Raw genomic sequence first — 21686 nt, 5'->3', positions numbered from 1 at the left:
CCCGGATTTTCTTCGATTGCCTAATTATCCCGAGACAGGCAATGTCAGGGCATGCTATTCGGTCGTAAAACCGTGGACAAGGATTGGGGACTGGCTGATGTCCTGCGGTTGGAGGTGCTTGCTTACAGACATGAACAGGCCCGTCTTTCCGGCCGCGAGCGCATGGAGAACGCGGCCAACCAAGGCATTCTGGAAGAAATGCAGCAACGCCATGGGGATATCCATGAATGGCAACGCAGGCGCCTACTGCGTCAATGGATGGAGAGCAAGTGGGCTGGCGTGCACGGTGACAACTCAGGCAATGATCTACTCGAGTCAGTGCAAAAGACGGGGCGAATGGTCCTTTGGGGCGGTTTTATCCTTGGTCTGCTGGTGCACTCATTCTGGTCACAATTGGGAAATTCCGTGAATGTAATGGGTGTTTTCCTGACGCACGTGATTCTTCCCTTGCTTTTTTTGGCGGCGCTTTGTGTTCAATTCATACCGGGAATTGCTTCCTCTGCAATCAGCCGCCCTCAACGTCTCTGGCATCCGGTGGTCATGCTCTTTCTTGGGCTGAGTCGCCGTTTCGCTGAGTCATGGGAAACGGGTGTAAGGGAGGCTATTCCAATCGCAGAGGTGCTCAAATTTGTCCTGCTTAGGCGCGGGCGAATCATTGCCACCTGGTTCAGTATGCTGATCCAAAGGGGGGTGTTAGCCTATCTGGCTGGATTCTGGATCTGGTTTGTAATCCAGTTGTTGACCCGCAGCGCGGCTTTTACTTGGGGCACCACGCTCAGCAGCGTTGTCTCGGCTGAGAGAGTCAGCCGGGCTGCATACTGGATCGGTTTGCCCTGGCGATGGGTCTTTTCCGGACCGAGCGAAGAACAAATTGCTGCGACCCAAAGCTGGTTTGGCCAGCCGGTTCCCTTGGTCCAATCCGGATGGGAGGCATGGGCGCTCTTTCTGATGCTGGCCATTTTGGTTTACGCGATCCTACCACGTCTAGTTGTCCTGGTCCTTGAGGGGACCCGGCTTCGCTGGCTGGTCTCCAAGGAGGATTTTTCTGCCCTCCGTTTTACGCGGATCCTGGATGGGATGCTTCTTCGTACAGGGATTGACCAGGATAGCCCCGATCCTTCTGAGTTTAATAGTGAGCCCACAATGGCTCCTCACATGCCGGAAAAGTCTCGAAAGCAGCGCGATCATGATGTGGGACTGATTGTCAGCCTTGAATCCATTATTCAAGGCAGGGAGGATGACCTCTCGGAACGTTTGCGTGAAAGGTTCCAACTGGCTGATTGCCGTTGGATCCGCCTTGGCCAATCAGCTGAGGGTCGTGAGCAGCTGCGCGGCAGGATTCAAGAGTCCACGAAGGACTGGTTGCCGTTTGACCATGCCGATCGTGTCTTGCACATTGTGGACAGTGGGCAAAATCCAAAGCAAGCTTACCGGAGCAGGTTGGCTTTAATTCGGGAAATCATCGGTCCCCAGGCAGGAGTTGTCTTCATTCTTACAGGAAGTAGCCAGAATTCACTACAGGATCGCGAAAAAATATGGCTCAAGAGCATTCGGCGATGGGGTGACTTCAATACGGATGTGGTTTCCATGCTCGCAGGAAATGAACCTGATACGAAAGCGGAGGAGGCTCCATGAGCGTCGAAGTCATTGTTATCGGCGAGACAAACGATGGTAAGACAACTGTGGTCTCGAACCTCATTGAGGACGAGGACGCCGTCATCGGACCGGAGCCCGGCACGACGCGCAAGGCCCATCGGCACCGGCTCTTTGATCGAAACGGGGAGGTCCTTCTTGAGGTTTGGGATACTCCGGGATTTGAGGAAACGGATGAAATGCATTACTGGTTCACACGCCAGGCTGGACAGGGAGTGGGGAACCTCGCCGAGGCATTTGTCGAGGAACACTCAGGAAAGGCGGATTGGCAACGTGACATGGAATTGATGCGGCCGATTCATGAGGGGGCAATTGTCGTTTATGTTGCAGCCTCCAATCGCCGACCCATCGAAGACGATCGCAAGCAGCTGGAAATCATCCGGCTGACGGGAGCGGTTCGGGTTGCCCTGATCAACCAGAAACCCGGTGAGAACGATTTTACGGATGAGTGGGTCACATTGTTGCAGCGCGAGATCGGGGCAGTGGATACCTATCAGCCCATGACGGCTGGAATCCGCGAGCGTCTGAACCTGCTGGAAACGCTGGGGCGTTGCTGCATCGGCTCGCGTGAGGAGATCCAGGCTGTCCGTGACGCGTTGGAGGCTGACTGGGAAGCGCGCCTGGAAGATTTGGCACGGATGATGTTGGACACTCTGCGGAAGATCCTGGAGTGCCGTGGCTCATCAAGGAAAGGGGAGGCGGCCTCCCGCGATAAATTAAACCGAAATCTCAACCGTATTGAGGAATCTTTCCGAAGCGATGCCAAGGCCCTATTCAGGCATCGCAAGGCCACTTTCAATTCGCCAGTCCTCGACGCCCCGCTGACAAGCACCGGGATGTGGAAAAGTTTTGGACTGGGATTGACGCGGAAGCAGGCTGTTTTTGCATCGGCTGTGATGGGGGCTGGAGTTGGGGCCGTTGTCGATGCTTCCGTTGGGGGATTTTCCTTCCTCACTGGCACGCTGATTGGCGGGGCCACCGGAACCTTCATTGGGGCGTCCCTCATCTATTCACCCGTTTCCGCAAACTTCGGGGACAACCAGGTTGTGACGAAGGTTCAGGCAAAGTCCAATCTGCCCAATGTCCTCATGGACAGGTTGCTGATTTTTGGTCGCTTGCTCATTCGCATATCTCATGGAATCCGTTCAGAGGAGGCACTCAGGATAGAGGTAGACTCTTCCACCGATGCATCCAACAGCCGCCTGCGCAACTGGTCTTCCAAGGAACGTGAAGCATTTTCGCGCCTGGTTGCGGAGTTGGACAAAGCCAATCCAAGGGAAGATAAAGTCTACGGGTCCGAACGCGAGGTTCTGATCAAATCCATTGTTCGCGAGCTTGCAATTTGAGGACTTCAGCGCCACGACGGTGGCAAGAGGTTCTCCGGACCGTGGACAAGAACTACATACCACAGAAAATAGACGAGGCTCAGCAAGATCAGGACGAAAAAGGTATCGCCCAATCGTCCCGCACCGAATTTTGAAACGGCGTGAAGCCGAAAGAAAAACCGCTCGATCATCGGGGTGAATACATAGGCAATGATGGAAATGCCGAAGGCGAAAAAAACCATCAGTGAAGAAACGCGGACATGATCATTGGGAATCAGTTCCGACATGTAGGTCGCCAGTTCCTCAATAACCCCAAAGATCAGGATACAACAGGGGAAGATAACGTACTTCTTCAGGGATCGTTTCTTCATTTTCATGAATCCTTAATGAGGATTCATTTTGCAGGCGCAAGCTATACGACGAGTCTCCACAGGGTCGCTACAACAAGGCAGATAACAATGCCCATGACCGTCGGGATGACTGCTGACCAGGTTGTCCACTTAAGACTGCCCGTTTCCTTGTAGATCGTGTACAGGGTCGTGGAACACGGATTGTGGCACAAGCTGAATAGCATCAGGCAGATCGCCGTCAATGTGGTCCAGCCTCCTGCTTTCAGAAGGGGATAGAGGACCCCTGAATCATCTGTCTCAAACATGACACCGGCTCCAGACGCTTCCTCGACACTCATCCCGGTCGCCATCACCGTCAGCATGAGAATTGTCGGAATGACAATTTCGTTCGCCGGAATGGCCACGACATAGGCCAGAAGGATGACGCCAGTCAGCCCGAGCGGCCAGGCAATGGGGTCCAGCACCTGAAGGGACCACTCCGCAACCGAGAGATCGCCGATGTTGATATTGCAAATGCTCCAAATGATGATCCCCGCAGGCACTGCAAAAACAATTGCCCGCCAGAGGACAAAGACCGTACGGTCGATCAGAGAGGTGTAAAGGGTTCTCAGGATATTCGGCGGCCGGTAAGGGGGGAGCTCCAATGTGAATGCGGATGCCTCTCCCCTGAGGAGCGTTTTTGAGAGTCCGAACGAGACCACAAAGGTCAGGATAATTCCAAGGGATGCGATCGCAAAGACCGACCCAGCGGCAACAAGGCTGGCAATGCCAGCTGGGGCCAGAGCCCCGATAAAGATTGTTCCGATGAGGATTTGCGTCGGCCATCGGCCATTGCACAGGGCAAAGTTGTTTGTCAAAATAGCAATCAAGCGCTCGCGAGGGGAATCGATAATCCGGGTCGCGATAATCCCTGCAGCATTGCAACCAAATCCCATCGCCATGCTCAACGATTGCTTTCCATGCGCTCCCGACCGTTTAAAAAGGCCATCAAGGTTGTAGGCAACTCGTGGAAGGTATCCGAAATCTTCCAACAGGGTAAAAAGCGGGAAGAAAATCGCCATGGGCGGAAGCATTACGCTGACCACCCAGGCCAGTGTGAGATACATCCCATCAACCAGGAGTCCGTCCAGCCACCACGGGAGGCCGATCATGGTGGAGAAATCCTTGAGAAGAGCATGCCCGTGATCAATCAGGAGCGTGGCCAGCATCCCGGAAGGGACGTTCGCCCCGGCAATCGTCAGCCATAAAACGACAAGCAGCATCAGGGCCATGACCGGGAGCCCGGTCCACTTGCCGGTGAGGATGGCGTCGAGCCGTGTTCGCCAGCCAGCGCCCTCGGCGTGGCCATGCCGCTGGACATACCGGCTGGCAAGGCCCTCAGCTTCCGCGTAGAGGGATTCCACAATGGCATCATAGCTATTGCCGTGTACCTCCCAGCGCAGGCCCTCAATGGATTTCAAAAGTTCCTCGCTGTTTTCAAGCGCCTTTGGACCGTGCTCCTTTCTGGCCTCACTTTCCAGGAATGAGCCAGCATGGTCCTCGCTCAGGCTGCCAAGGGTCCCGTCGCGGAGGGCGGTCTCCATCGAGGAATCCCCTTCCAGAAGACGAAGGGCGATCCAGTCCTCATTCGATGGGGCAAGTGTGTGCCCGCGGAGGAGGACCTTGACCTCCTTCAAGGCCTTGGCCAACGAAGGATCCTGGATGGATGCTGTGCGCGGCTTCGGGGTGTTCATACCTGTAGCCATTTCATGGATACTTTTGAGCAGCTCTGGAAGCCCTTCCTTGCTTCTGGCAACCATCGGAACAACCGGCACACCCAGCTCGCGGGCAAGGTTTCTTGTATCAATCTCGATTTTCTGCGAACGCGCCTCATCCATCAGGTTCAGGGCGACGACCACCCGGCCTGTGATCTGCCTCACTTGCAGGAGCAGGTTGAGATTGCGCTCAAGGGAGGTGGCATCGCACACCACGACGGTGACGTCCGGTTGCCCGAAAAGGATGAATTCACGCGCCACCTCCTCGTCAGTGGATGTGGAACGCAGGGAATATGTGCCCGGCAAATCAACAATCTTGTAGTTCTTTTCCGAGTACGAGAACCCGCCTTCCGCCCGGGAAATGGTTTTCCCGGGCCAATTGCCCGTATGCTGGTGCAAGCCGGTCAAGGCGTTGAAGACGGTGCTTTTGCCGGTGTTCGGATTTCCGGCAAGGGCCACGACATAGTCCCACTTGTCCATGTTCAGGCCAAGGCGCTTCAGCGCGCCCGGACGCCAGACCGGGCAGCGCTCACAGGCTTCCGTGGGAGTGTGTTCTGAAATTGTTTGAGACATTATCTTATGCGTTTTCTTCCTGAATGAATATGTTCCGGGTCTGTTCGGGCCGCAGGGCCTGTATTGTCCCCCGCACCCTGAATCGGGCGGGTCCACTGAAGGGGCCACTTCCTTCACGGACAACCGTGCTCCCGGGAACAAACCCGAGATCAAGTAGGCGCCTCCGCTCCAATCCGCGGATTGCAGGGGAAAGCGAATGAATAGTCACGCCCGCACCGTCCGCCGTGTCCTCGAGTACTCCACCGGGCAAGCCTTTCCCTGTCTCTGGATCACATTCTGTTACGAGGAGGGCCGCCGCACTAGCCGAGTCCAGAACGGTCTCCTGTCCCGCCCACTTTACGAGGAATCTTCCTCCTGTCAGAATCTGGACCTCAATCATCAGCCCGGGAACCATGCCGGTTTGTATCAAGTGCTCGAAGGGTTCCCTCGGCTCGTCTTCAATGTGATTGATACGGTAAAATCCATCCTTTTCCACACGCGTGAGGAGCTGACCCTCCTGCTCGGGCATGTCCAGCCACCGGGTCGGGATCGCGTCCCCGTGCGGATCATAACGGGGACGGTTCAGCGCCTGGGCCATCTTGTTGACCGTCTCAGGGTCCAATTCGTGCTCCGCCCGGTCCGCCTCTTCATGCCACTCCCCGGGATGCAATCCCGTTTCCTCCGCCAGATAACTCTCGTACACGCGGTGTGCCCTCAAAAGGTTCCGCCCATGCTCCCAGCCGGCCTGCGTCAACCGCCATTGCTCGCCCGCCGATTCCATGTAGCCAGCCTGTTCCATTAATGGCAGAATCGGTAATACCTCATCCAGCGTAAGCTCCAGGTCCGCCGATGTCTTCCGCAGGTCAATATCGTCCCCCGCCTTCCACATCGAGGACGCTCGCTTCAGAAAATGCTCAGCCCGCAAGGCCGCCGCTTCTTCCCGTTTGAATAATCCTTTCTTCATCCTTATTTGTAGCATTGGCTACATTTATGGGGATGGCAAGCGGGAATTCAAGAAAGGGGCTGACATGGCTTGCCAAGAAGGCGAGGAGGGGGAAGATTTGGGGGATGGGAGCGATCGAACGAGACGAGGAGCGGGCGAAGCAACACGAACGGACACGGCGGCAAAACGCGCTGGAGGTGACGGAGGATTATGTGGAGGCGATATCCGACCTGATTGAGGAGCGTGGGGAAGCGAAGGTGACGGACCTGGCGCGGCATTTCGGGGTGGCCCACGTGACGGTGATCCGGACGGTGGAACGGCTGCAGGAGCAGAAGCTGGTGACAAAGGCGCCCTATAAATCGATCAAGCTGACGCGCAAGGGGGCTGCGATGGCCAAGGCGAGCCGGGAGCGCCACCAGCTGGTGCAGGATTTTCTTTTGGCACTCGGCGTCTCCGAGGAGCGCGCGCAAGCGGACGCGGAGGGAATTGAGCACCATGTGGGCCGGGAGACCTTGGAGGCGATGCAGCGCTTTATTGAATCGAAGAACAGGGGTTAAGACATGAAAACGATAATTCAGGAATACCGGTGGCTGATCCTATTCAATGTGCTCTACCTCGCGGTAGCGGCGGGATTTTATTCAGCCCGTGGCAATTTTGAATTCATGGCCTACCTTGGGGTGACGTTGTTCATCGGGCTGTTGATCCTTGGCACCGCCTCGAAATCCGGCCTGGACAAGATGGTGCTGTGGATGCTCTCGATATGGGGGTTCTTCCACATGCTGGGTGGTCTGTTGCCGGTGGGGGATACGGTCCTTTACGGCTGGAAGATTTATCCCTTCATCGACCACGGGGGAGACTTCTTCATTCTGAAAATGGACCAGGTCATCCATTTCTACGGATTCATGACAGCGGCCATTGCGATGCACCAGATGATTGGCAAGCGCAGCATTGCCGGAGTTCACCCGGGAATGCTCATTTTCTTTGCCACGATGGGAAGCCTTGGTCTGAGTGCGGTCAATGAGATCATTGAGTTTATCGCGTATATAAACCTCGAGGAAACCGGGGTCGGGGATATCTATAACATGGGCTTTGACCTGATGTTTAATGCCGCCGGCGCACTGGTTGGCGCGACCTGGCAGCAGCGGCGCTTTGCTCAAGCCCTTAATTAATCGATACTGTAACCGCCGTTACGCGGTTCAGGGGACCAGAGTAAACTCCATCCAGTTGAGGTTCATGGCATCACCGCCTGGGGAGTTGACCGTCACGCGAAGGGTGACGAGGCCTTCAGGAAGAGCAATCTGACCGGCGGTCATCGTGCTCCATGACTGCCACCCGCCCGTTGGGGAAATACCGGGGGAGGTGATGGAATTTCCATCGGCCGAAAAGCTGAGGCTGCCTGTGATGCCTGAATTGTTGGCGATCCTTATATCGATTGAGTAGGTGCCGGCTGCAGGGGAATTGAGAACATACTCCATCCAGTCACCGTTCGCCATATACCCGACATTCAGGCCGCCCCCAGTATCCGTGGTTGTTTCTGTCTGGACACCGGACTGGCTCGTGAAGTCTTCCGCCTCGACCCTGCCCGGAATTTCAATTGACGGAGTGGGTGGTGGAGGTGGCGGGGTGACAACATTGAGAGCGGTCAAGACCCGGTAAAACCGCTTGGTGAGGGTGCCGGAACCGCTTGTGTCAGGTGTGAAATCATCGATGAAGGTGAAAGTTGATTCGGTTGCGCTGGTCTCCAACCACGTCCCGATTCCGTTATCCTGGTTGGTGAAGGCATTCCAGCTGGAAGGATTCTCCAGATCACCGTCGTTGTACTCGATTGTGTAAATGTAGCCGGGTACTGTGGTTACGGTCACTTGGGCATTGTCCTGAGGGGCGGCTGAATCGACTTGGAAACTCATCACCTTGAAGACCGAGCTGGCCGAGTGTGGATCAGTTCCGGATTCAAATTCATAGAGGTTGTCACCGATATCGCCATCCGGATTTCCGGCAGGACCCAGGAGTGGATAGAGGGTGCCGTCGTCGTAGGGATCAAAGGCGTTCCTGACTTCCCAGAGGTCGGTCATGTTATCGCCGTCCATATCCCCCTCGACATAAATGCTGAATCCGAAAGGGAAGAGCGGATCATATCCGGCGTCCCCGAAATTTACGGGGACGGAAAAATCCTTGGGCCATGAATGGGAAAGGGTACCGGTGGAGAATACATCCCCGAAAAGGACATCCGCCACACCTTGTCCCTCCGTGCCGGGGAGCCATGCGGCGATGAAGGCGTCCCAGTTTGGAAGGTGGGACTCGATGTACATCGGTCGGCCCGAAACGAGGATGACGATGACCGGAATACCGGCTGCTCGTACATTGTTGATGGCTGCCAGGTCGGAAGGATCCAAGCTCAAGTTCGTATCATCGCCCGCTCCTTCAGCGTAGGGGGTCTCCCCAACGACAACGATGCCCACATCAGCACCGGCGGCACCAGATCCATCGAGAGAATAGGAAACAGTTGTTCCCGGGGAAACCGTGTCGGCAATGGCTTGGCGGATGGTGGTGCCGATTGTCGTCGCCCCGGACGACCCTTGCCAGGAGATGGTCCAGCCACCGCATTGGTTGCCCAGATCGTCAGCGTTCTTACCCGCAACATGGATCCTTGATAAATCCTTGGCCAAGGGCACAAGCTGGTTGTCGTTTTTTATCACTACAAGCGATTCAGCAACAGCCTGACGTGCCACCGCCCGGTGGGCGGCACTGCCCACTTGACCGAGCAAGTGCCGGTCGGCGTAGGGCGTTTCAAACAAGCCGGATTCAAATTTCACAGTGAGAATGCGACGGACCGCATCATCAATACGCGCCTGTGAAACCTGTCCGGCATTCACCGCATTACGGAGTGTCGTGATGAAATTAATATAGTTGTAGGGCACCATGACCATGTCGACCCCGGCATTGATGGCGGTGATAACAGCAACTGAGTAGTTCCCGTTGACCTGATCGACACCGGCCCAGTCGGAGATCAGGAAGCCGTCAAAGCCCATCTCACCCTTGAGGACATCGGTCAGCAGGTATTGGCTCCCATGCAACTTGACCCCGTTCCAGCTGGAATACGATACCATGATGGTGCGTGCCCCAGCGGCAATGGCATCCACATAGGGGGCCAAATGAATTTCCCTTAAGGTTGCCTCGTCGAGGATGGTGTTTCCCTGATCAATGCCATTGTCCGTACCGCCATCGCCGGCGAAATGCTTTACGGTGCCGAGGATGCTGGTGTCGGCGGTCAGGTCGGTGCCTTGGAATCCTTGAAGGGCGGCGACGCCCATTTCCGAAACGAGGGCCGTGTCCTCGCTGAAGCTCTCGTAGGTACGTCCCCACCATTCGTTACGGGCGACAGACACGGCTGGTGCAAATGTCCAATGAGCGCCGGTAGCAGCCACTTCGATAGCGGTGACCTCGGCCGTTTGCCTGATCAAATCAGGATTACGGGTTGCCCCCAATCCGATGTTGTGGGGAAAAATTGTCGCCCCATAAACATTATTATGACCATGAACGGCGTCGATACCGTACAGGAGGGGAATCTGCAGTGTGGTGGCTAATGCGTAGTCCTGGAAGTCATCAATCATGTCGGCCCACGCGAGTGGCGAGTTGGTCGCCGGGGCTTCACCACCACCGCTGAGGAGGGATCCCAGATAATAATCGGTGATGTCAGATTTGGGACTCACTGAGCCAATGTTGGCTTGGGTCATCTGGCCGATTTTCTCATCCAGTGTCATACGACTGAGCAGATCATCCACGCGGTCGCTGACGGATGCCGTCGGATCAAGGTAGACCGGTTGGGCCATCGCTGCTGTCGCACATGCCAGGAGACATGTGGCAACCAACAGATTACTTGCAGTTTTGCGGAGCAGCTTTGTCATCCAATTGCCTAGAGCGATTTGAGATACTTAACCAATGCGCTGCGTTCAGCAGCGGTCATCGTGCGGAACGCCTCCTTGGAGTCTTCACCTTCTCCTCCGTGCCAGAGAATTGCTTCTTCCAGCGTCCGCGCCCGTCCGTCATGCAGGTACGATTCGCCCCCGCTGACACCGGCCGTATGCCCGATATTCCAGAGTGGAGCGGTGCGCCACTCGGCTCCGCTTGCTTCCCCTTCACCCATGTTGTCAGCGAGTAGCGGCCCCATGTCGTGCAGCAGCAGATCCGTGTAGGGATAAATGGTCTGGTTGCGGAGCTCAGCAAAAGGATGATAGGGGCTTGTCGTCAACTGAGGCGTATGGCAGTCGATACATCCAGCGCTATTGAAGAGAACCTCACCGGCCAAGGCCTCCGGATCGGTCAGATCACGGCGGGCACTTACCCCGAGGACCGCGATATAGCGGGCCATGTTATCCAGTTCAGCGTCCGAGAGCTCGGGTGTTCCACCGGAAGATTCCCCATCCAATATCGGGAAAATTGAGGTGGTCACTCCCATATCATTGTTCAGGGCGGCGGCGATCTGGTGACCGAGGCGGGCTTTCGCGGCCTTATGGGTGAAGCGGCCGAGCCGGCTTTCCCCAGTCTCGGGATCAACAACGATTTGGGCACGACCCGAAATGCCATCCTCGTCGCTGTCATCCGGATCCGCCAATGCGAAAATGGTTTCTTCACTGACTGCCTCGAGCAATCCCAGACCGATCAGCTGCTGAGGTGCGCGGACTGAAAAATACGCGGGAGCTGTCCCCGTGAAGCTGTAATTTGGCTCCCTTAAGGAATAGGGTGCCCCGTCACCGTAAGTGCCGTTGGTAATCGTGTAGCTGGAAATGGATACACCGGTTTCAGGCGAGCCGCTTGTGGCTTGTGGCTGGATAACTTTCCCTAGGACAGGGTGGGGGGAACCCGCAGCATCGTTGCCCACTTTGACTACAGAGGTTAGCATTGGGGATCCGACTGCTGAAGGCAGGCCGCGTCCGTTGTTGGTGTGGCAATCAACGCAGCTTTGGGCGATGAACTTGGGTCCCAGCTTGCCAACTTGTTGCGTGAATATCGGATTTCCCGGCTCGGAGTGGGATCCGTCACCGAAGTCCGTGTGATGGAGACGGCGTCCGAGCATGAAAGGTTGCGCACTCACTGGGGCAACATTTCCGGCCATTTGCTTGAACACTTCAGCCGGCTCATTCGAGTATTGATAGTGGTTGGTGGTCTGACCACCCAGCCGCCCTTCGACAGGGATCGGAATTGAATCGAGTCTGCTCCCAACTCCCTGCCACGGGACAATTCCCTCACCGACGACATAGAGAATGGCCGTGCCGTAGTAGTTTTTTCGACCATTTGTGGGAGCCGCCAGGAACATGCTGATTTCAATCTCCATGAGGTCACCGATCTGGAGAGGGCGGTTTTCCGGAAGCTTGTTGGGCACTGTGGCGGAATAGGTATTGGGTCCAACAAGGGGAGAAAGCAGGTTGAAGTGATACTGCCCTTCGGTGGTGAGGCCGTAAAAGAAGGCTCTGAATTCTGGCGCACTCAGCGGAGTCAGGGTCGTGTAATTGACTGTTATATCGGATCCGCCTTTAGCGACCCGGTCAATAATCTCGATTGAGACGGTACGTTGCTCCCAATACCATGTCAGATAGTGGTCATAAGCCTGGAACTGGTCTTCGCGTGCATGGCGGTCGCGGGCCCGGTCACCCACATAGGTGATCAGGGCAGTGGGTGTATCAACAGTCGTTTCCGGCTCGAGGGTCGTGCTTGGACTAAACAGGGGAATGACTGCCAGGGACACTTCATCCGGATACTGGACTCTCAAGAAAAGCGGAGATGAAGTGAATGGAACAGTCACCGATTGAATTCCACCATCGCCCGTAATCGGGCTATTCAGGGGACTCCATGGATCAGCAACCCCCAGATCGGAGGAAAGAAGTGGCTGGTACTGCACACCCAGTACGGATTCCCACTCGGCCTTCAAAACAGCTGTGCTTGTGGGTTCGATAAAATTGGTTTCACCTGGGATAGGCGCCCCGCCGGTCGAGAGCGCAACTTCGTCAATGAAGACCTCCCCTTCGTCGCCAGAGATGGCACCCGTGACGAAACGGAAGAACAGTTTGGCATCGGTTGCTCCAGCAGGGGCCACAAGTCCCGGGATCGACACCTCAGACCAGATACCGCTGCCACCACTGTAGGGCTGCAGACCGGTGCTGCTGACAATCCCTCCGGAGGAATTGAGCCATTGCAGGTCATACTGCTGTACGTAACTGCCAACCGAGCTCACCTGCTTGGCTTGCCATGACAGGACATACGTTTCACCAGCAGTGACTGAGCTTCCGGCAGTGGAAAGTTTTTGTTCGAAAGAAGCCGTATTGGCACTTGAGGAAGTGTTCAGGACTTTGGATCGAATTGAGTAGGTGTCCGTTTGTGAATCCAAATCTGTCCGGACGGGTGGTTGACTTCCTCCAGCGAGCCAGTCGTCAGCGACGCTTCCAGTTCCCGATTCAAAGCCTCCGTTAACCATGACCGAGGAAAAGCCGGGCGTCTCTGGAATTGTTTCAACCACCTGATAATAACGCTGAACTCCATCAGTGAATTCCTGGTAGGATTGCGTTGCTCCTGTGCCCGGTAGTTCAACTCCAATATCTGACCATGGCCCCGCTCCTCCAGGATTTGGGGACCATTGAAGCTGGTAAGTGGCCCCCGAAACAGTCGGCCAGCTGAGTTCACTGCCTTCCTGAATGTCTAGAGCCAACTGGGCAGTGCTCGCAAACGGAGCCAAAATTAAACAACATAGATATGCGGCAGCGCGGGACAGGGAAATTCTATTCATAGGGAGGAAACTTAGGGTTATATCATTAATTCATTTCCGCAGAATAATTTCTTTACACTTGAAGCGACAGGGAGGCGACGAGACGGAACGAATTAAAGCGGGGGTGGAGTCGATAATTGAGCCCACGCGGCAACAACTGTCAAGCGCTATGCGGGGTTATGCAGGAAACAAAGAAAATATGCAGGGCAGGTTTTTGAAAAACTGGGCGCAAAAATTCGCTTTAGTAGTAGTACTCCAAAAGAACTTTTAGATCTATCAAGCGTTTTTGGAATACTTGTTTTTGTGAATTTATTCATTGGTGTCCTTTGCCTTTATTCTCCGTTGGTTTTGGTAAAACAGGTCAAAGAAACTGGTCGGGTTCGCCGGCGCGTTGCCCTTTGCAGGCCATGAACCGGATAGTTATAGCCCCAGCCAGGCACAGTATTAGAAATTCTTATTGGCGTAGTCGCTGTAAATTTTAAATTAGCATAACTAATTTGTAGACTTCCCAGTATTAGTATTTGAAGCAATGGTTCCCGGGAAATGAACCGGAATACATGGAGAGAAAACGCATGAGCAATACCGGGGAACTGGGCTACCTGTTCGACTGGGTGGAGAGCGTACAGGTAAAGGTGCGGGAATTGGTTGGCGAGTGGAAGGACCGCGAAGGAAACCTCATCATGATACTTCACGCGATCCAGAATGAGTTTGGCTATGTGCCACGGGGTGTGGCCAACGAGCTTGCCAAGGAACTGGGAATCAGTCTGGCCCGTATCTATGAAGTCATTACGTTTTACCATTACTTCCGGTTGGTTCCACCGGGGCAGCACAACGTCCAGGTCTGCACAGGTACTGCCTGCTATTTGAAAGGATCTTCTGAGCTGATTGAGGAACTCGAGAAGCGCTTGGGGGTCACGGAAGGAGAGGCCCTTCCGGACAGTGAATTCCATCTGGAGACTGTGCGTTGTATCGGGTGCTGCGGCATGGCGCCGGCAATTGTCATTGACGGGGAAACCCATGGCCGCCTGTGCCAGAAGGATGTTGCCGGGATTCTTGAAAACCAGCGTCGGGGGAAGCGGGTATGAAAGTATTGAAGGCAAGTGACATCAGGGAATACGCGCAAAGTGGGACCGAAAAGGGCCCATGGATACGAGTCGGCATGGATACGGGAGGGATTGCAGCCGGAGCAAAGGCTGTTTATGAAGCTCTTGTCGAAGCCCGGGAGGAAGCGGGCGCATCCATAAGGATCGAGAAGGTGGGCTCCCTTGGATTGGCCTATGCCGACCCGGTGGTGGTATTCCAATGTGAATCCGGACCGCCTGTTGTCTTTGGATCGATGAACCCTGATTCGGCGCGCGAATTGATCGCGAACCACTGCCGCAAGGGCGTACTCCTCGAAGACCGTGTGATGGCCAGCAGGGACCGCGGGGAGAGCCTTGAAGGGGGCGAGCAGCTGGCGATTCTGGTCAAGGATACATCGGCAGGTAAACACGGCGACCGAACCGAGTTTTTCCAGCAGATGATCCAGGATGAACTGGATTTTTATGGTCTAAAAAGCACGATAAGAGTCTACCGGGCCCTTGATATGGGCCTCTATAACAAAGGCGTTTGTTTGCAGTTGTTGCCTTCCCGCGTCACGTACGGCGGGGTCAGCGGGCCGGATATCCGTCATATTATCAAGGAGAGCCTTCGCGGCGGTACAATTCTCGAAGACCTGCTGGTCCGCGGCAGTGATCCACAGGAACGGATTGTATTGAGAAACTGCGGACAGATTGATCCAGACTCAATTGAATCCTACCTGCGCGCGGATGGCTACAGCGGGCTGGTGCGTTCCCTGACCGAGATGACCCCGGAAGAGGTAATCGAGGAATTGAAAGTCAGTGGTCTCCGCGGACGGGGTGGAGCCGGGTTTCCCACATGGATCAAGTGGAGCAAGACGCGTGAACCGCAAGCGGACAGGAAATTTGTGATATGCAATGCCGACGAAGGGGATCCCGGAGCGTTTATGGACCGGAGTGTCCTTGAAGGCGATCCGCACGCCGTCCTCGAGGGTCTGATGCTCTCGGCATATGCAATCGGTGCAGACAAGGGATTCTTCTACATCCGCGCCGAATATCCACTTGCCGTCGAGCGTGTCCAGAGGGCTATTGATCAAGCGCGGGAAGCGGGTCTTCTCGGGGAAAACATCCTCGGTACGGACTTTAGTTTTGATGCCGAGGTACGGCTTGGGGCAGGTGCCTTTGTCTGTGGTGAAGAGACTGCCCTCATTGCCTCCATTGAAGGACGTCGCGGCAGTCCTGAACCACGTCCACCTTATCCCTCCGTGAAAGGTCTATGGGGCAAACCAACCTCGATCAATAACGTCGAGACGCTTGCCGCGGCATCCGCCATCCTTGAAAAAGGAGGGGCCTGGTATTCCGGATTTGGGACGGAGAAGTCGCGCGGGACGAAGGTCTTCGCGGTGACCGGAAAAGTCCGCAATTCTCAATTGGTCGAGGTGCCGATGGGCATTCCGATCCGCACCATCATTGAGGACATTTGTGGCGGTGCGGGAACCGAGTCACCCATCAAGGCGGTGCAGACTGGGGGTCCCTCGGGAGGAGTGATTCCCCTCCAGCACATGGACACGGCCGTCAGTTACGAGAGCTTGCAGTCCCTTGGCTCAATCATGGGCTCTGGAGGCATGCTCGTAATGGATGAGAAGGACTGCATGGTTGATGTGGCCAAGTTCTACCTGAATTTCTGTGTGGACGAATCCTGCGGGAAATGCGCCCCATGTCGTGTCGGCGGATTCCAGATGCTCCAGCTTCTGGAAAAAATCCACTCCGGTGAGGGGAGCATGGATGACATTGAAGCCATCCGGCAAATTTGTCGTTGTATGCAGACCGCATCGCTCTGCGGACTTGGACAGACAGCTCCCAATCCTGTTCTCTCCACACTCAAGTATTTTAATAATGAATACATTGCCCTCATCGAGAAGGACAAACCGCTGGCAAAGGCTGGCTTGGATCTGTCCGAAGAGGGCGCAAGCTGGTAAAGGAATTTGAGATGATTCAACAATTGGTCCAGGCAAAGATAAACGGAATTCCGGTTGAAGTCCCGGAGGGGACAAGCATTCTGGATGCGGCCCGGCAGACAGGCATCAAGATTCCCTCGCTCTGCAAGCATGAGGATTTGCTGCCATCGGCGGCTTGTGGAATGTGCGTTGTGAAAATCGCCGGTAGTCCCAAGATGCCGCGCGCATGTGCAATGCCAATCCAGGAAGGGATGGAGATTACAACCCATGATGGTGAGCTTACGGAAATTCGCCGGACGGTTCTTGAGCTCATCCTATCCAACCACCCGAACTCCTGTCTAACGTGTGGTCGAAATGGCAATTGCGAGTTGCAAACCCTGGCTGGAGAGTTCTCTGTCCGACGGGATCGCTTTGAAAAATACATCCCGGAAATCCCGATAGACAATTCAAACGGATCGATAACCATTGATTTCACCAAGTGCATCAAGTGCGGACGTTGCGTATATGTCTGCCAGGAAATCCAGGACGTATGGGCGCTGTCCCTTCTTGAGCGTGGAATTAGCACGCGCATGGCCCCGGCTGGTGACATTTCACTTGCTGATTCACCGTGTATCAAATGTGGCCAGTGTGCGGCGCATTGTCCCACTGGGGCAATTGTCGAGAATGATGAAACTGCTACGGTCTGGGAGGCTTTGCAGAATCCGGACAAGTACTGCACCGTTCAGATAGCCCCGAGTGTGCGTGTGGCCCTTGGGGAGGAATTTGGCTACCCACCGGGGACTAATCTTACCAAGCGGATTTATGCGGCTTTGCGGCGAGTTGGATTCAAGGCGGTCTTCGATACCAACTTCTCAGCCGACTTGACGATCATGGAGGAAGCCAGCGAATTCGTGGAGCGCTTTGCCCATGGGAAGGGTTCGCTTCCGCTGATCACCTCCTGCTGTCCGGCATGGACCGACTACATGGAAAAGTACCACCATGATTTCGTCGATAACTTCTCCACGGCCAAAAGCCCTCAGCAGATGTTGGGAGTCATGGCCAAGACTTACTTCTCTGAAAAGATGGGGGTTGATCCAGCGACTCATTACCAAGTTTCGATCATGCCCTGCACGGCCAAGAAGTATGAGCTTGAACGGACCGGAGAAATGTTTGCCTCGGGTTATCAGGATGTCGACGTGACCCTGACCACTCGCGAGCTGGCTTGCCTGATCAAGCAGTCCGGCCTCGTCTTCGATGAGCTTCCCGAAGAGGAAGCAGACTCACTCCTTGGTGAGTACACCGGAGCCGGTACAATCTTTGGGGCAACGGGCGGTGTAATGGAAGCGGCACTACGAACCGGTTATTTTCTTGTGACTGGTGAGAATTTGTCCCCGGACGCGATGAGTATACATCCCGTGCGAGGTCTTGAGGGTGTCAAGGAAGCGGAAATCGACATCAAGGGCGCGAAGGTTCGGGTGGCGGTCGCCCACGGCATGGCCAATGTGAGCAAGGTCTTGGAACGAGTCAGGCGGGCACGGGAGCGTGGGGAGGAAATCCCGTATCACTTCATTGAAGTAATGGCCTGTCCGGGCGGTTGCGTTGGCGGGGGAGGGCAACCCTACGGCATCAGTGATGCTGTCCGTCAAAAGCGCATGGAGGGCCTTTATCAGGAAGATCAAGACATCTCAATCCGGTGCTCGCACGACAACCCCGAAATCAAGCGGATCTATACGGATTTCCTTGGAGCACCCCTGAGCGAAAAATCCGAAAAGCTTCTCCATACGAAATACAAGGCCCGGAAGCTCTACCAGAAGTAAGCTCTTCTCAATCCGCCCATAAATGTGCCTGTCGGCATTCGCAAGCAGGGAGCGATGGAGTACGACGCATGGGCAATAGCAGCGAGGAACAGTGCAGCTGTGTCAACAGAAAGGGATCTAAGCGATCACGCGTTTAGAGGTATTGACTCCTTTGTATGGCTGTTTCTGCAGTTTCCCCTTGATGGACCTTGGAAGACTGGCAGAACTAATCGAATGAAAGGCCCTCTTCCTCCTGCTGGTCCGGTTGTTGTTAAACCCAATCCTGTAGCGAAATTTATCGCAGCGGCTTAACAGCAACCATGAACCCGGAACAATCACTCCCGGCAGCCCAACAGAATTCGGAGCGTATGCTTTGGTACGCCCGAATGGCCTGCTTCCTGCAGATCGGTTGCGGCGCTCAATTGAGCGTCTACGAGGCTGTACACATGGTAGAAAAGGGGCTTTCGGGAACGGAGACGGGGATCCTCATTGCCATAGGCAATGCCCTCGTCATTTTTGTAAGCCCGTTCTGGGGAAGGCTAGCTGACCGCTATGGGGTTTACCGGCGCTTGATCGCCTTCGGAACTTTTGGAATCAGCGGAACTCTGATCTGGTTTTCCTTCGCCAATTCACTGGGTGACTTCCTGATCTACAGCATCCTGCGGGGTATCCTCCTGACCTCTGTCATGGGAGTCATGCCGGCGCTCGCCCTCGCCAATCTGCCCCCGGGAAACCAAGGGAAAGGATACGGCACATACCGTTCCTTCGGATCGATTGGCTTTATGGCAGGGACATTAGTCCTGCCGGCTTTCCTCCCCACCGTTCAGTCCATCACAATTGTAGCGGCAATCCTGCTACCGATATCCCTCATTTTTGTTTTCGGGCTGCAGCGCCCGTCCGTCCGGACCCAGGCAGAGGAAGCTAGCTTCAAGGGAAAGCTCCCGGTTCAGTTGTACTGGTTTTTGGCAGCGAACTTCCTGGTCAGCCTGACAGAGCCCGCCATTAACGGTTTCTACAACAGCTTCGGACGGTCTCTCGGAGCCACCCTGCCGTGGATTGGCGTTATTTCCGGATTCACCGGGTTCATTGCCTTTATTTCGCTTCCTTTGATGGGGCGCTGGGTCGACCTGCGCGGTCCAAAGATAATCCTGCTACTAGGCTTTGCCTCCCAAGGCTTGCGTCTCCTCACGGCATCCTTCATCGCATCGCCAGAGTGGCTCTGGGTCCCGCACCTGTTTCACTGCTTTGGGTGGGCCGGGCGTGAGGTTGCGACGATTGTCTTTGTCTCCATCCTTGCCGGTTCGACCAAGCGGGCCACCGCCATCAGCCTGACCGTCTCCACCAAGATGGCCGGCATGATGGTCGGTTCTTACCTAATGGGTTATCTTTCCGACTTGTATGGGTATCCGACCATGTTCCGGATCATTGCCAGTCTGGCCCTGTGCAGCTTGGTCTTCCTGGCCGTAGTTTTGAGGTCAGGACAAGAAACGCTGAGGGGGATGGGGCCAAGCGGTACCAAAAATCATAAATATTAACTAACGCCCCCGCCTAATTGGGTTAATAAAGTTAAATAAAGCGGTAACGAAAGGTAAAAACTGCCTTCAGCACCGGGCTCTTCTTGGTTTTACAAATTTCCTAATACGTTACTATATAGTGCTTTAAACGTGTACAGGTAAGGATACTGACTGCTGCTTCGATACACGACATTAAATATGTAATAAATATTACTTTTCGCTTGCGCTGAGTAATTCGATTTTTAAATTTGTGTCTGTTGAAAGACAGTTTCGCCTCTTCTAATTCACTCAAATCCAAAAAAATGCATATTAAAAAAACACTATCCCTTCTCGGAGCGGCCGGTTTCGCTCTCTCTGCTAATGCAGCAACCGTTAATGTATTCAATGGCGTGGTCACTGACCTAAGCGGATTCGATTCCGTTTCTGGTGAAGTTGCCGTTTCCGGAGGTTTCTTAAGCATTCAGGATACGGTTACCGATGGTAAACCAGAGGCCTTGGTTGATTTTGGTGGAAATGTCCTCGGCGGGATCAAAATCGAATTGGATTATAACTTTCAGAATAACGGTCTCACAGCTGTCAGTGATCCCGAAATTCGCATGCGTATGGGCAATTCGGGAACTTCACCTACCAGCGATTCTAAAAATGGTTTCGGGTTATATTTAAGAAATCCTACTGGAACAACTTTAGATGATAGTCAGTTCAGACCCGCTAAATGGGACGGTGTCTCTAAAATGAGTTCTCAGTCGACTATCACTAACATAGCCGATGGCGTCTGGTCTTCTGCGGAATTCTATTTAAACAATTCGTTCAGTGCGATGGAATACACCGTCGGTAGCACTGTATACACACTGGCTGCCAATACGTACACTTTGTGGGTTGATGGGGCTGAAGTAGTCACATTTGGCTTGGGCGAAGACACTGCAGACTTTGATCGAGATTTAGGTTTTGGAAACCTCCTTTTTGTGGGAAGTTCAAACTCGGATGCGGGTGTAGCTGTGCTCCTCGACAACATTACGGTTTACACCGGGGTTGACTCTGGAATTACTCCGGTCCCGGAGCCGTCCACATATGCGCTGCTTTTGGGAGTAATGGCGATTGGGTTTGTGCTCTATCGTCGGCGTAAATAATTCAGGGTTGATTGAGTAGGGTTTTCTGGGAGGGTCCGGCCGCAAAGGTCGGGCCCTTTTTTGTGGTTAAAGGAGCCCTTGAGATCGATTATTCACCTGTCCCTAGGGGTCCCAGCACTTAATTAAACAGCAGAACCTTCGAATGGCCCGACTTGGTTAGTAATGCAGACGTCCAGTCATCCAAATTGGAAAAAACTAAAAAAAAGCCCTTAAGCAGTTGTAATTTTATCACTCTCTCATCTGTTAGCCTTCATGTTAAAATTTAAGATATTACTGTTGTCTATTGTCTCGGGAGTAACTTCCGCCTATGGAGCCATTACGATCTCCATTGAACAAAGCGGGAGCGACCTCCATATCAGCACGAGCGGAACCTACACGGTTTCGCCCAATCAGGCCGATGTGCCATTGTTTGGATTGGTGGGTCAATTCCTTCCTACTGGATTTTCAAACAAGAATGAAATTATATCCCTGGCGACTGGTGGGTCCACCGGCCTGTACACAGGTTCAATCACGGGAACGGTACCTCCTTTGCCGGACGTATCGTATAACGTCACCGGAGTCACTGGAACAACATTTGGATATGTTAAAGATAACAACTTTAACTTTGGGGCAATCTACGGACCTGTCGGATTTACCCCGGGCACAATCTCCTCGGGTTTTGGTGTCGTGCAAAATGCTACCTTGGCGGATATCGGGCTGACTCCCTCATCCAGCGGATCCTTTTCTGTTGGTGCGCAACCCGTCAGTTGGGCGGTTGTTCCTGAACCATCCACATATGTTCTGGCGTGTTCTTCTCTCGCGCTCGGGTTTGCTTTCCTCCGACGCAAGAAGCGCTAAGAGGTTGTTCCATTAGTGGTCGCACTCAAGCTGAGATAAACCAACCAGGCCTAGTGCTAGCCTCAGCAGGGTAGAATTTCCTC

At 54.3% G+C, this 21686-nt stretch carries 15 protein-coding genes; 10 read left to right on the top strand and 5 right to left on the bottom strand.

Annotation, left to right across the window (positions count from 1 at the left end; all coding sequences use genetic code 11):
• Positions 1 to 51: 51 nt before the first annotated feature.
• Positions 52 to 1635 (top strand): DUF2868 domain-containing protein, encoded by a 1584-nt coding sequence (locus tag G0Q06_RS10770; protein ID WP_163965746.1) that lies wholly within the window; start codon positions 52 to 54, stop codon positions 1633 to 1635.
• Positions 1632 to 2999, top strand: a complete 1368-nt coding sequence (locus G0Q06_RS10765) for a DUF3482 domain-containing protein (RefSeq protein WP_163965744.1) — start codon at positions 1632 to 1634, stop codon at positions 2997 to 2999. Before G0Q06_RS10770 ends, G0Q06_RS10765 begins: the two co-directional genes overlap by 4 nt.
• Before the next feature lie 5 nt (positions 3000 to 3004).
• On the opposite strand, the gene G0Q06_RS10760 is transcribed toward G0Q06_RS10765, so the two are convergent.
• Genes G0Q06_RS10760 through G0Q06_RS10750 form a run of 3 tightly spaced genes read right to left on the bottom strand, consistent with a single transcriptional unit; the run spans position 3005 to position 6598 of the window.
• Positions 3005 to 3349, bottom strand: a complete 345-nt coding sequence (locus G0Q06_RS10760; RefSeq protein ID WP_163965741.1) for a hypothetical protein — start codon at positions 3347 to 3349, stop codon at positions 3005 to 3007.
• A 41-nt stretch (positions 3350 to 3390) separates the two neighbouring features.
• The gene (feoB, locus tag G0Q06_RS10755) at positions 3391 to 5655 is read right to left on the bottom strand and encodes a ferrous iron transport protein B (RefSeq protein ID WP_163965738.1); all 2265 of its coding nucleotides are present in this window, start codon (positions 5653 to 5655) and stop codon (positions 3391 to 3393) included.
• 4 nt (positions 5656 to 5659) lie between these two features.
• Entirely contained in the window at positions 5660 to 6598 is a 939-nt protein-coding gene (locus G0Q06_RS10750; protein ID WP_163965736.1) for a metal-dependent transcriptional regulator, read from the bottom strand.
• A gap of 32 nt (positions 6599 to 6630) precedes the next feature.
• On the opposite strand from G0Q06_RS10750, the gene mntR reads away from it, so the two are divergent.
• Both mntR and G0Q06_RS10740 read left to right on the top strand, forming a co-directional pair.
• On the top strand, positions 6631 to 7134 hold the full coding sequence (gene mntR / locus G0Q06_RS10745) for a manganese-binding transcriptional regulator MntR (RefSeq protein ID WP_238710689.1): 504 nt from the start codon (positions 6631 to 6633) through the stop codon (positions 7132 to 7134).
• A 3-nt stretch (positions 7135 to 7137) separates the two neighbouring features.
• Positions 7138 to 7746, top strand: coding sequence for a DUF2238 domain-containing protein (locus G0Q06_RS10740; RefSeq protein ID WP_163965734.1), 609 nt, complete (start codon positions 7138 to 7140; stop codon positions 7744 to 7746).
• 27 nt (positions 7747 to 7773) lie between these two features.
• Here the strand turns inward: G0Q06_RS10740 and G0Q06_RS10735 are convergent, their stop codons facing one another.
• Together G0Q06_RS10735 and G0Q06_RS10730 are read right to left on the bottom strand one after the other, a co-directional pair.
• The gene (locus G0Q06_RS10735) at positions 7774 to 10482 is read right to left on the bottom strand and encodes a glycoside hydrolase family 3 N-terminal domain-containing protein (RefSeq protein ID WP_163965731.1); all 2709 of its coding nucleotides are present in this window, start codon (positions 10480 to 10482) and stop codon (positions 7774 to 7776) included.
• A gap of 8 nt (positions 10483 to 10490) precedes the next feature.
• Positions 10491 to 13355, bottom strand: coding sequence for a di-heme oxidoreductase family protein (locus G0Q06_RS10730; RefSeq protein ID WP_163965729.1), 2865 nt, complete (start codon positions 13353 to 13355; stop codon positions 10491 to 10493).
• Positions 13356 to 13891: 536 nt separating this feature from the next.
• Between G0Q06_RS10730 and G0Q06_RS10725 the strand changes: the two genes are divergently transcribed.
• The 6 genes from G0Q06_RS10725 (at position 13892) to G0Q06_RS10700 (ending at position 21603) form a co-directional block, all read left to right on the top strand.
• Positions 13892 to 14419 (top strand): NADH-quinone oxidoreductase subunit NuoE family protein, encoded by a 528-nt coding sequence (locus tag G0Q06_RS10725; protein WP_238710687.1) that lies wholly within the window; start codon positions 13892 to 13894, stop codon positions 14417 to 14419.
• Positions 14416 to 16371 carry a NuoF family protein gene (locus G0Q06_RS10720; RefSeq protein ID WP_238710676.1) on the top strand — a complete coding sequence of 652 codons (1956 nt, stop codon included), beginning with the start codon at positions 14416 to 14418 and terminating at the stop codon, positions 16369 to 16371. Before G0Q06_RS10725 ends, G0Q06_RS10720 begins: the two co-directional genes overlap by 4 nt.
• Before the next feature lie 11 nt (positions 16372 to 16382).
• The gene (locus G0Q06_RS10715; protein ID WP_163965726.1) at positions 16383 to 18146 is read left to right on the top strand and encodes an NADH-dependent [FeFe] hydrogenase, group A6; all 1764 of its coding nucleotides are present in this window, start codon (positions 16383 to 16385) and stop codon (positions 18144 to 18146) included.
• A gap of 299 nt (positions 18147 to 18445) precedes the next feature.
• Positions 18446 to 19660 (top strand): MFS transporter, encoded by a 1215-nt coding sequence (locus G0Q06_RS10710; RefSeq protein WP_163965724.1) that lies wholly within the window; start codon positions 18446 to 18448, stop codon positions 19658 to 19660.
• 236 nt (positions 19661 to 19896) lie between these two features.
• Positions 19897 to 20766, top strand: a complete 870-nt coding sequence (locus G0Q06_RS10705) for a PEP-CTERM sorting domain-containing protein (protein ID WP_163965721.1) — start codon at positions 19897 to 19899, stop codon at positions 20764 to 20766.
• A 252-nt stretch (positions 20767 to 21018) separates the two neighbouring features.
• The gene (locus G0Q06_RS10700; protein ID WP_163965718.1) at positions 21019 to 21603 is read left to right on the top strand and encodes a PEP-CTERM sorting domain-containing protein; all 585 of its coding nucleotides are present in this window, start codon (positions 21019 to 21021) and stop codon (positions 21601 to 21603) included.
• The last annotated feature ends 83 nt before the right edge of the window (positions 21604 to 21686 follow it).

The sequence above is a fragment of the Oceanipulchritudo coccoides genome (genome assembly GCF_010500615.1).
In the GTDB taxonomy this organism is placed as follows: Bacteria; Verrucomicrobiota; Verrucomicrobiia; order Opitutales; family Oceanipulchritudinaceae; genus Oceanipulchritudo; species Oceanipulchritudo coccoides.
The sequence above is the reverse complement of the archived record's forward strand: the minus strand, read 5'-3'. Positions and strand labels throughout refer to the sequence as shown.

Coding starts and splice junctions, on each gene's coding strand:
- G0Q06_RS10710 (WP_163965724.1), top strand. CDS start 18,446: ATGAACCCGGAACAATCACTCCCGGCAGCCCAACAGAATTCGGAGCGT.
- G0Q06_RS10740 (WP_163965734.1), top strand. CDS start 7,138: ATGAAAACGATAATTCAGGAATACCGGTGGCTGATCCTATTCAATGTG.
- G0Q06_RS10725 (WP_238710687.1), top strand. CDS start 13,892: ATGGAGAGAAAACGCATGAGCAATACCGGGGAACTGGGCTACCTGTTC.
- G0Q06_RS10760 (WP_163965741.1), bottom strand. CDS start 3,349: ATGAAGAAACGATCCCTGAAGAAGTACGTTATCTTCCCCTGTTGTATC.
- G0Q06_RS10720 (WP_238710676.1), top strand. CDS start 14,416: ATGAAAGTATTGAAGGCAAGTGACATCAGGGAATACGCGCAAAGTGGG.
- G0Q06_RS10770 (WP_163965746.1), top strand. CDS start 52: ATGCTATTCGGTCGTAAAACCGTGGACAAGGATTGGGGACTGGCTGAT.
- mntR (WP_238710689.1), top strand. CDS start 6,631: ATGGCAAGCGGGAATTCAAGAAAGGGGCTGACATGGCTTGCCAAGAAG.
- G0Q06_RS10700 (WP_163965718.1), top strand. CDS start 21,019: ATGTTAAAATTTAAGATATTACTGTTGTCTATTGTCTCGGGAGTAACT.
- feoB (WP_163965738.1), bottom strand. CDS start 5,655: ATGTCTCAAACAATTTCAGAACACACTCCCACGGAAGCCTGTGAGCGC.
- G0Q06_RS10715 (WP_163965726.1), top strand. CDS start 16,383: ATGATTCAACAATTGGTCCAGGCAAAGATAAACGGAATTCCGGTTGAA.
- G0Q06_RS10765 (WP_163965744.1), top strand. CDS start 1,632: ATGAGCGTCGAAGTCATTGTTATCGGCGAGACAAACGATGGTAAGACA.
- G0Q06_RS10730 (WP_163965729.1), bottom strand. CDS start 13,355: ATGAATAGAATTTCCCTGTCCCGCGCTGCCGCATATCTATGTTGTTTA.
- G0Q06_RS10735 (WP_163965731.1), bottom strand. CDS start 10,482: ATGACAAAGCTGCTCCGCAAAACTGCAAGTAATCTGTTGGTTGCCACA.
- G0Q06_RS10750 (WP_163965736.1), bottom strand. CDS start 6,598: ATGAAGAAAGGATTATTCAAACGGGAAGAAGCGGCGGCCTTGCGGGCT.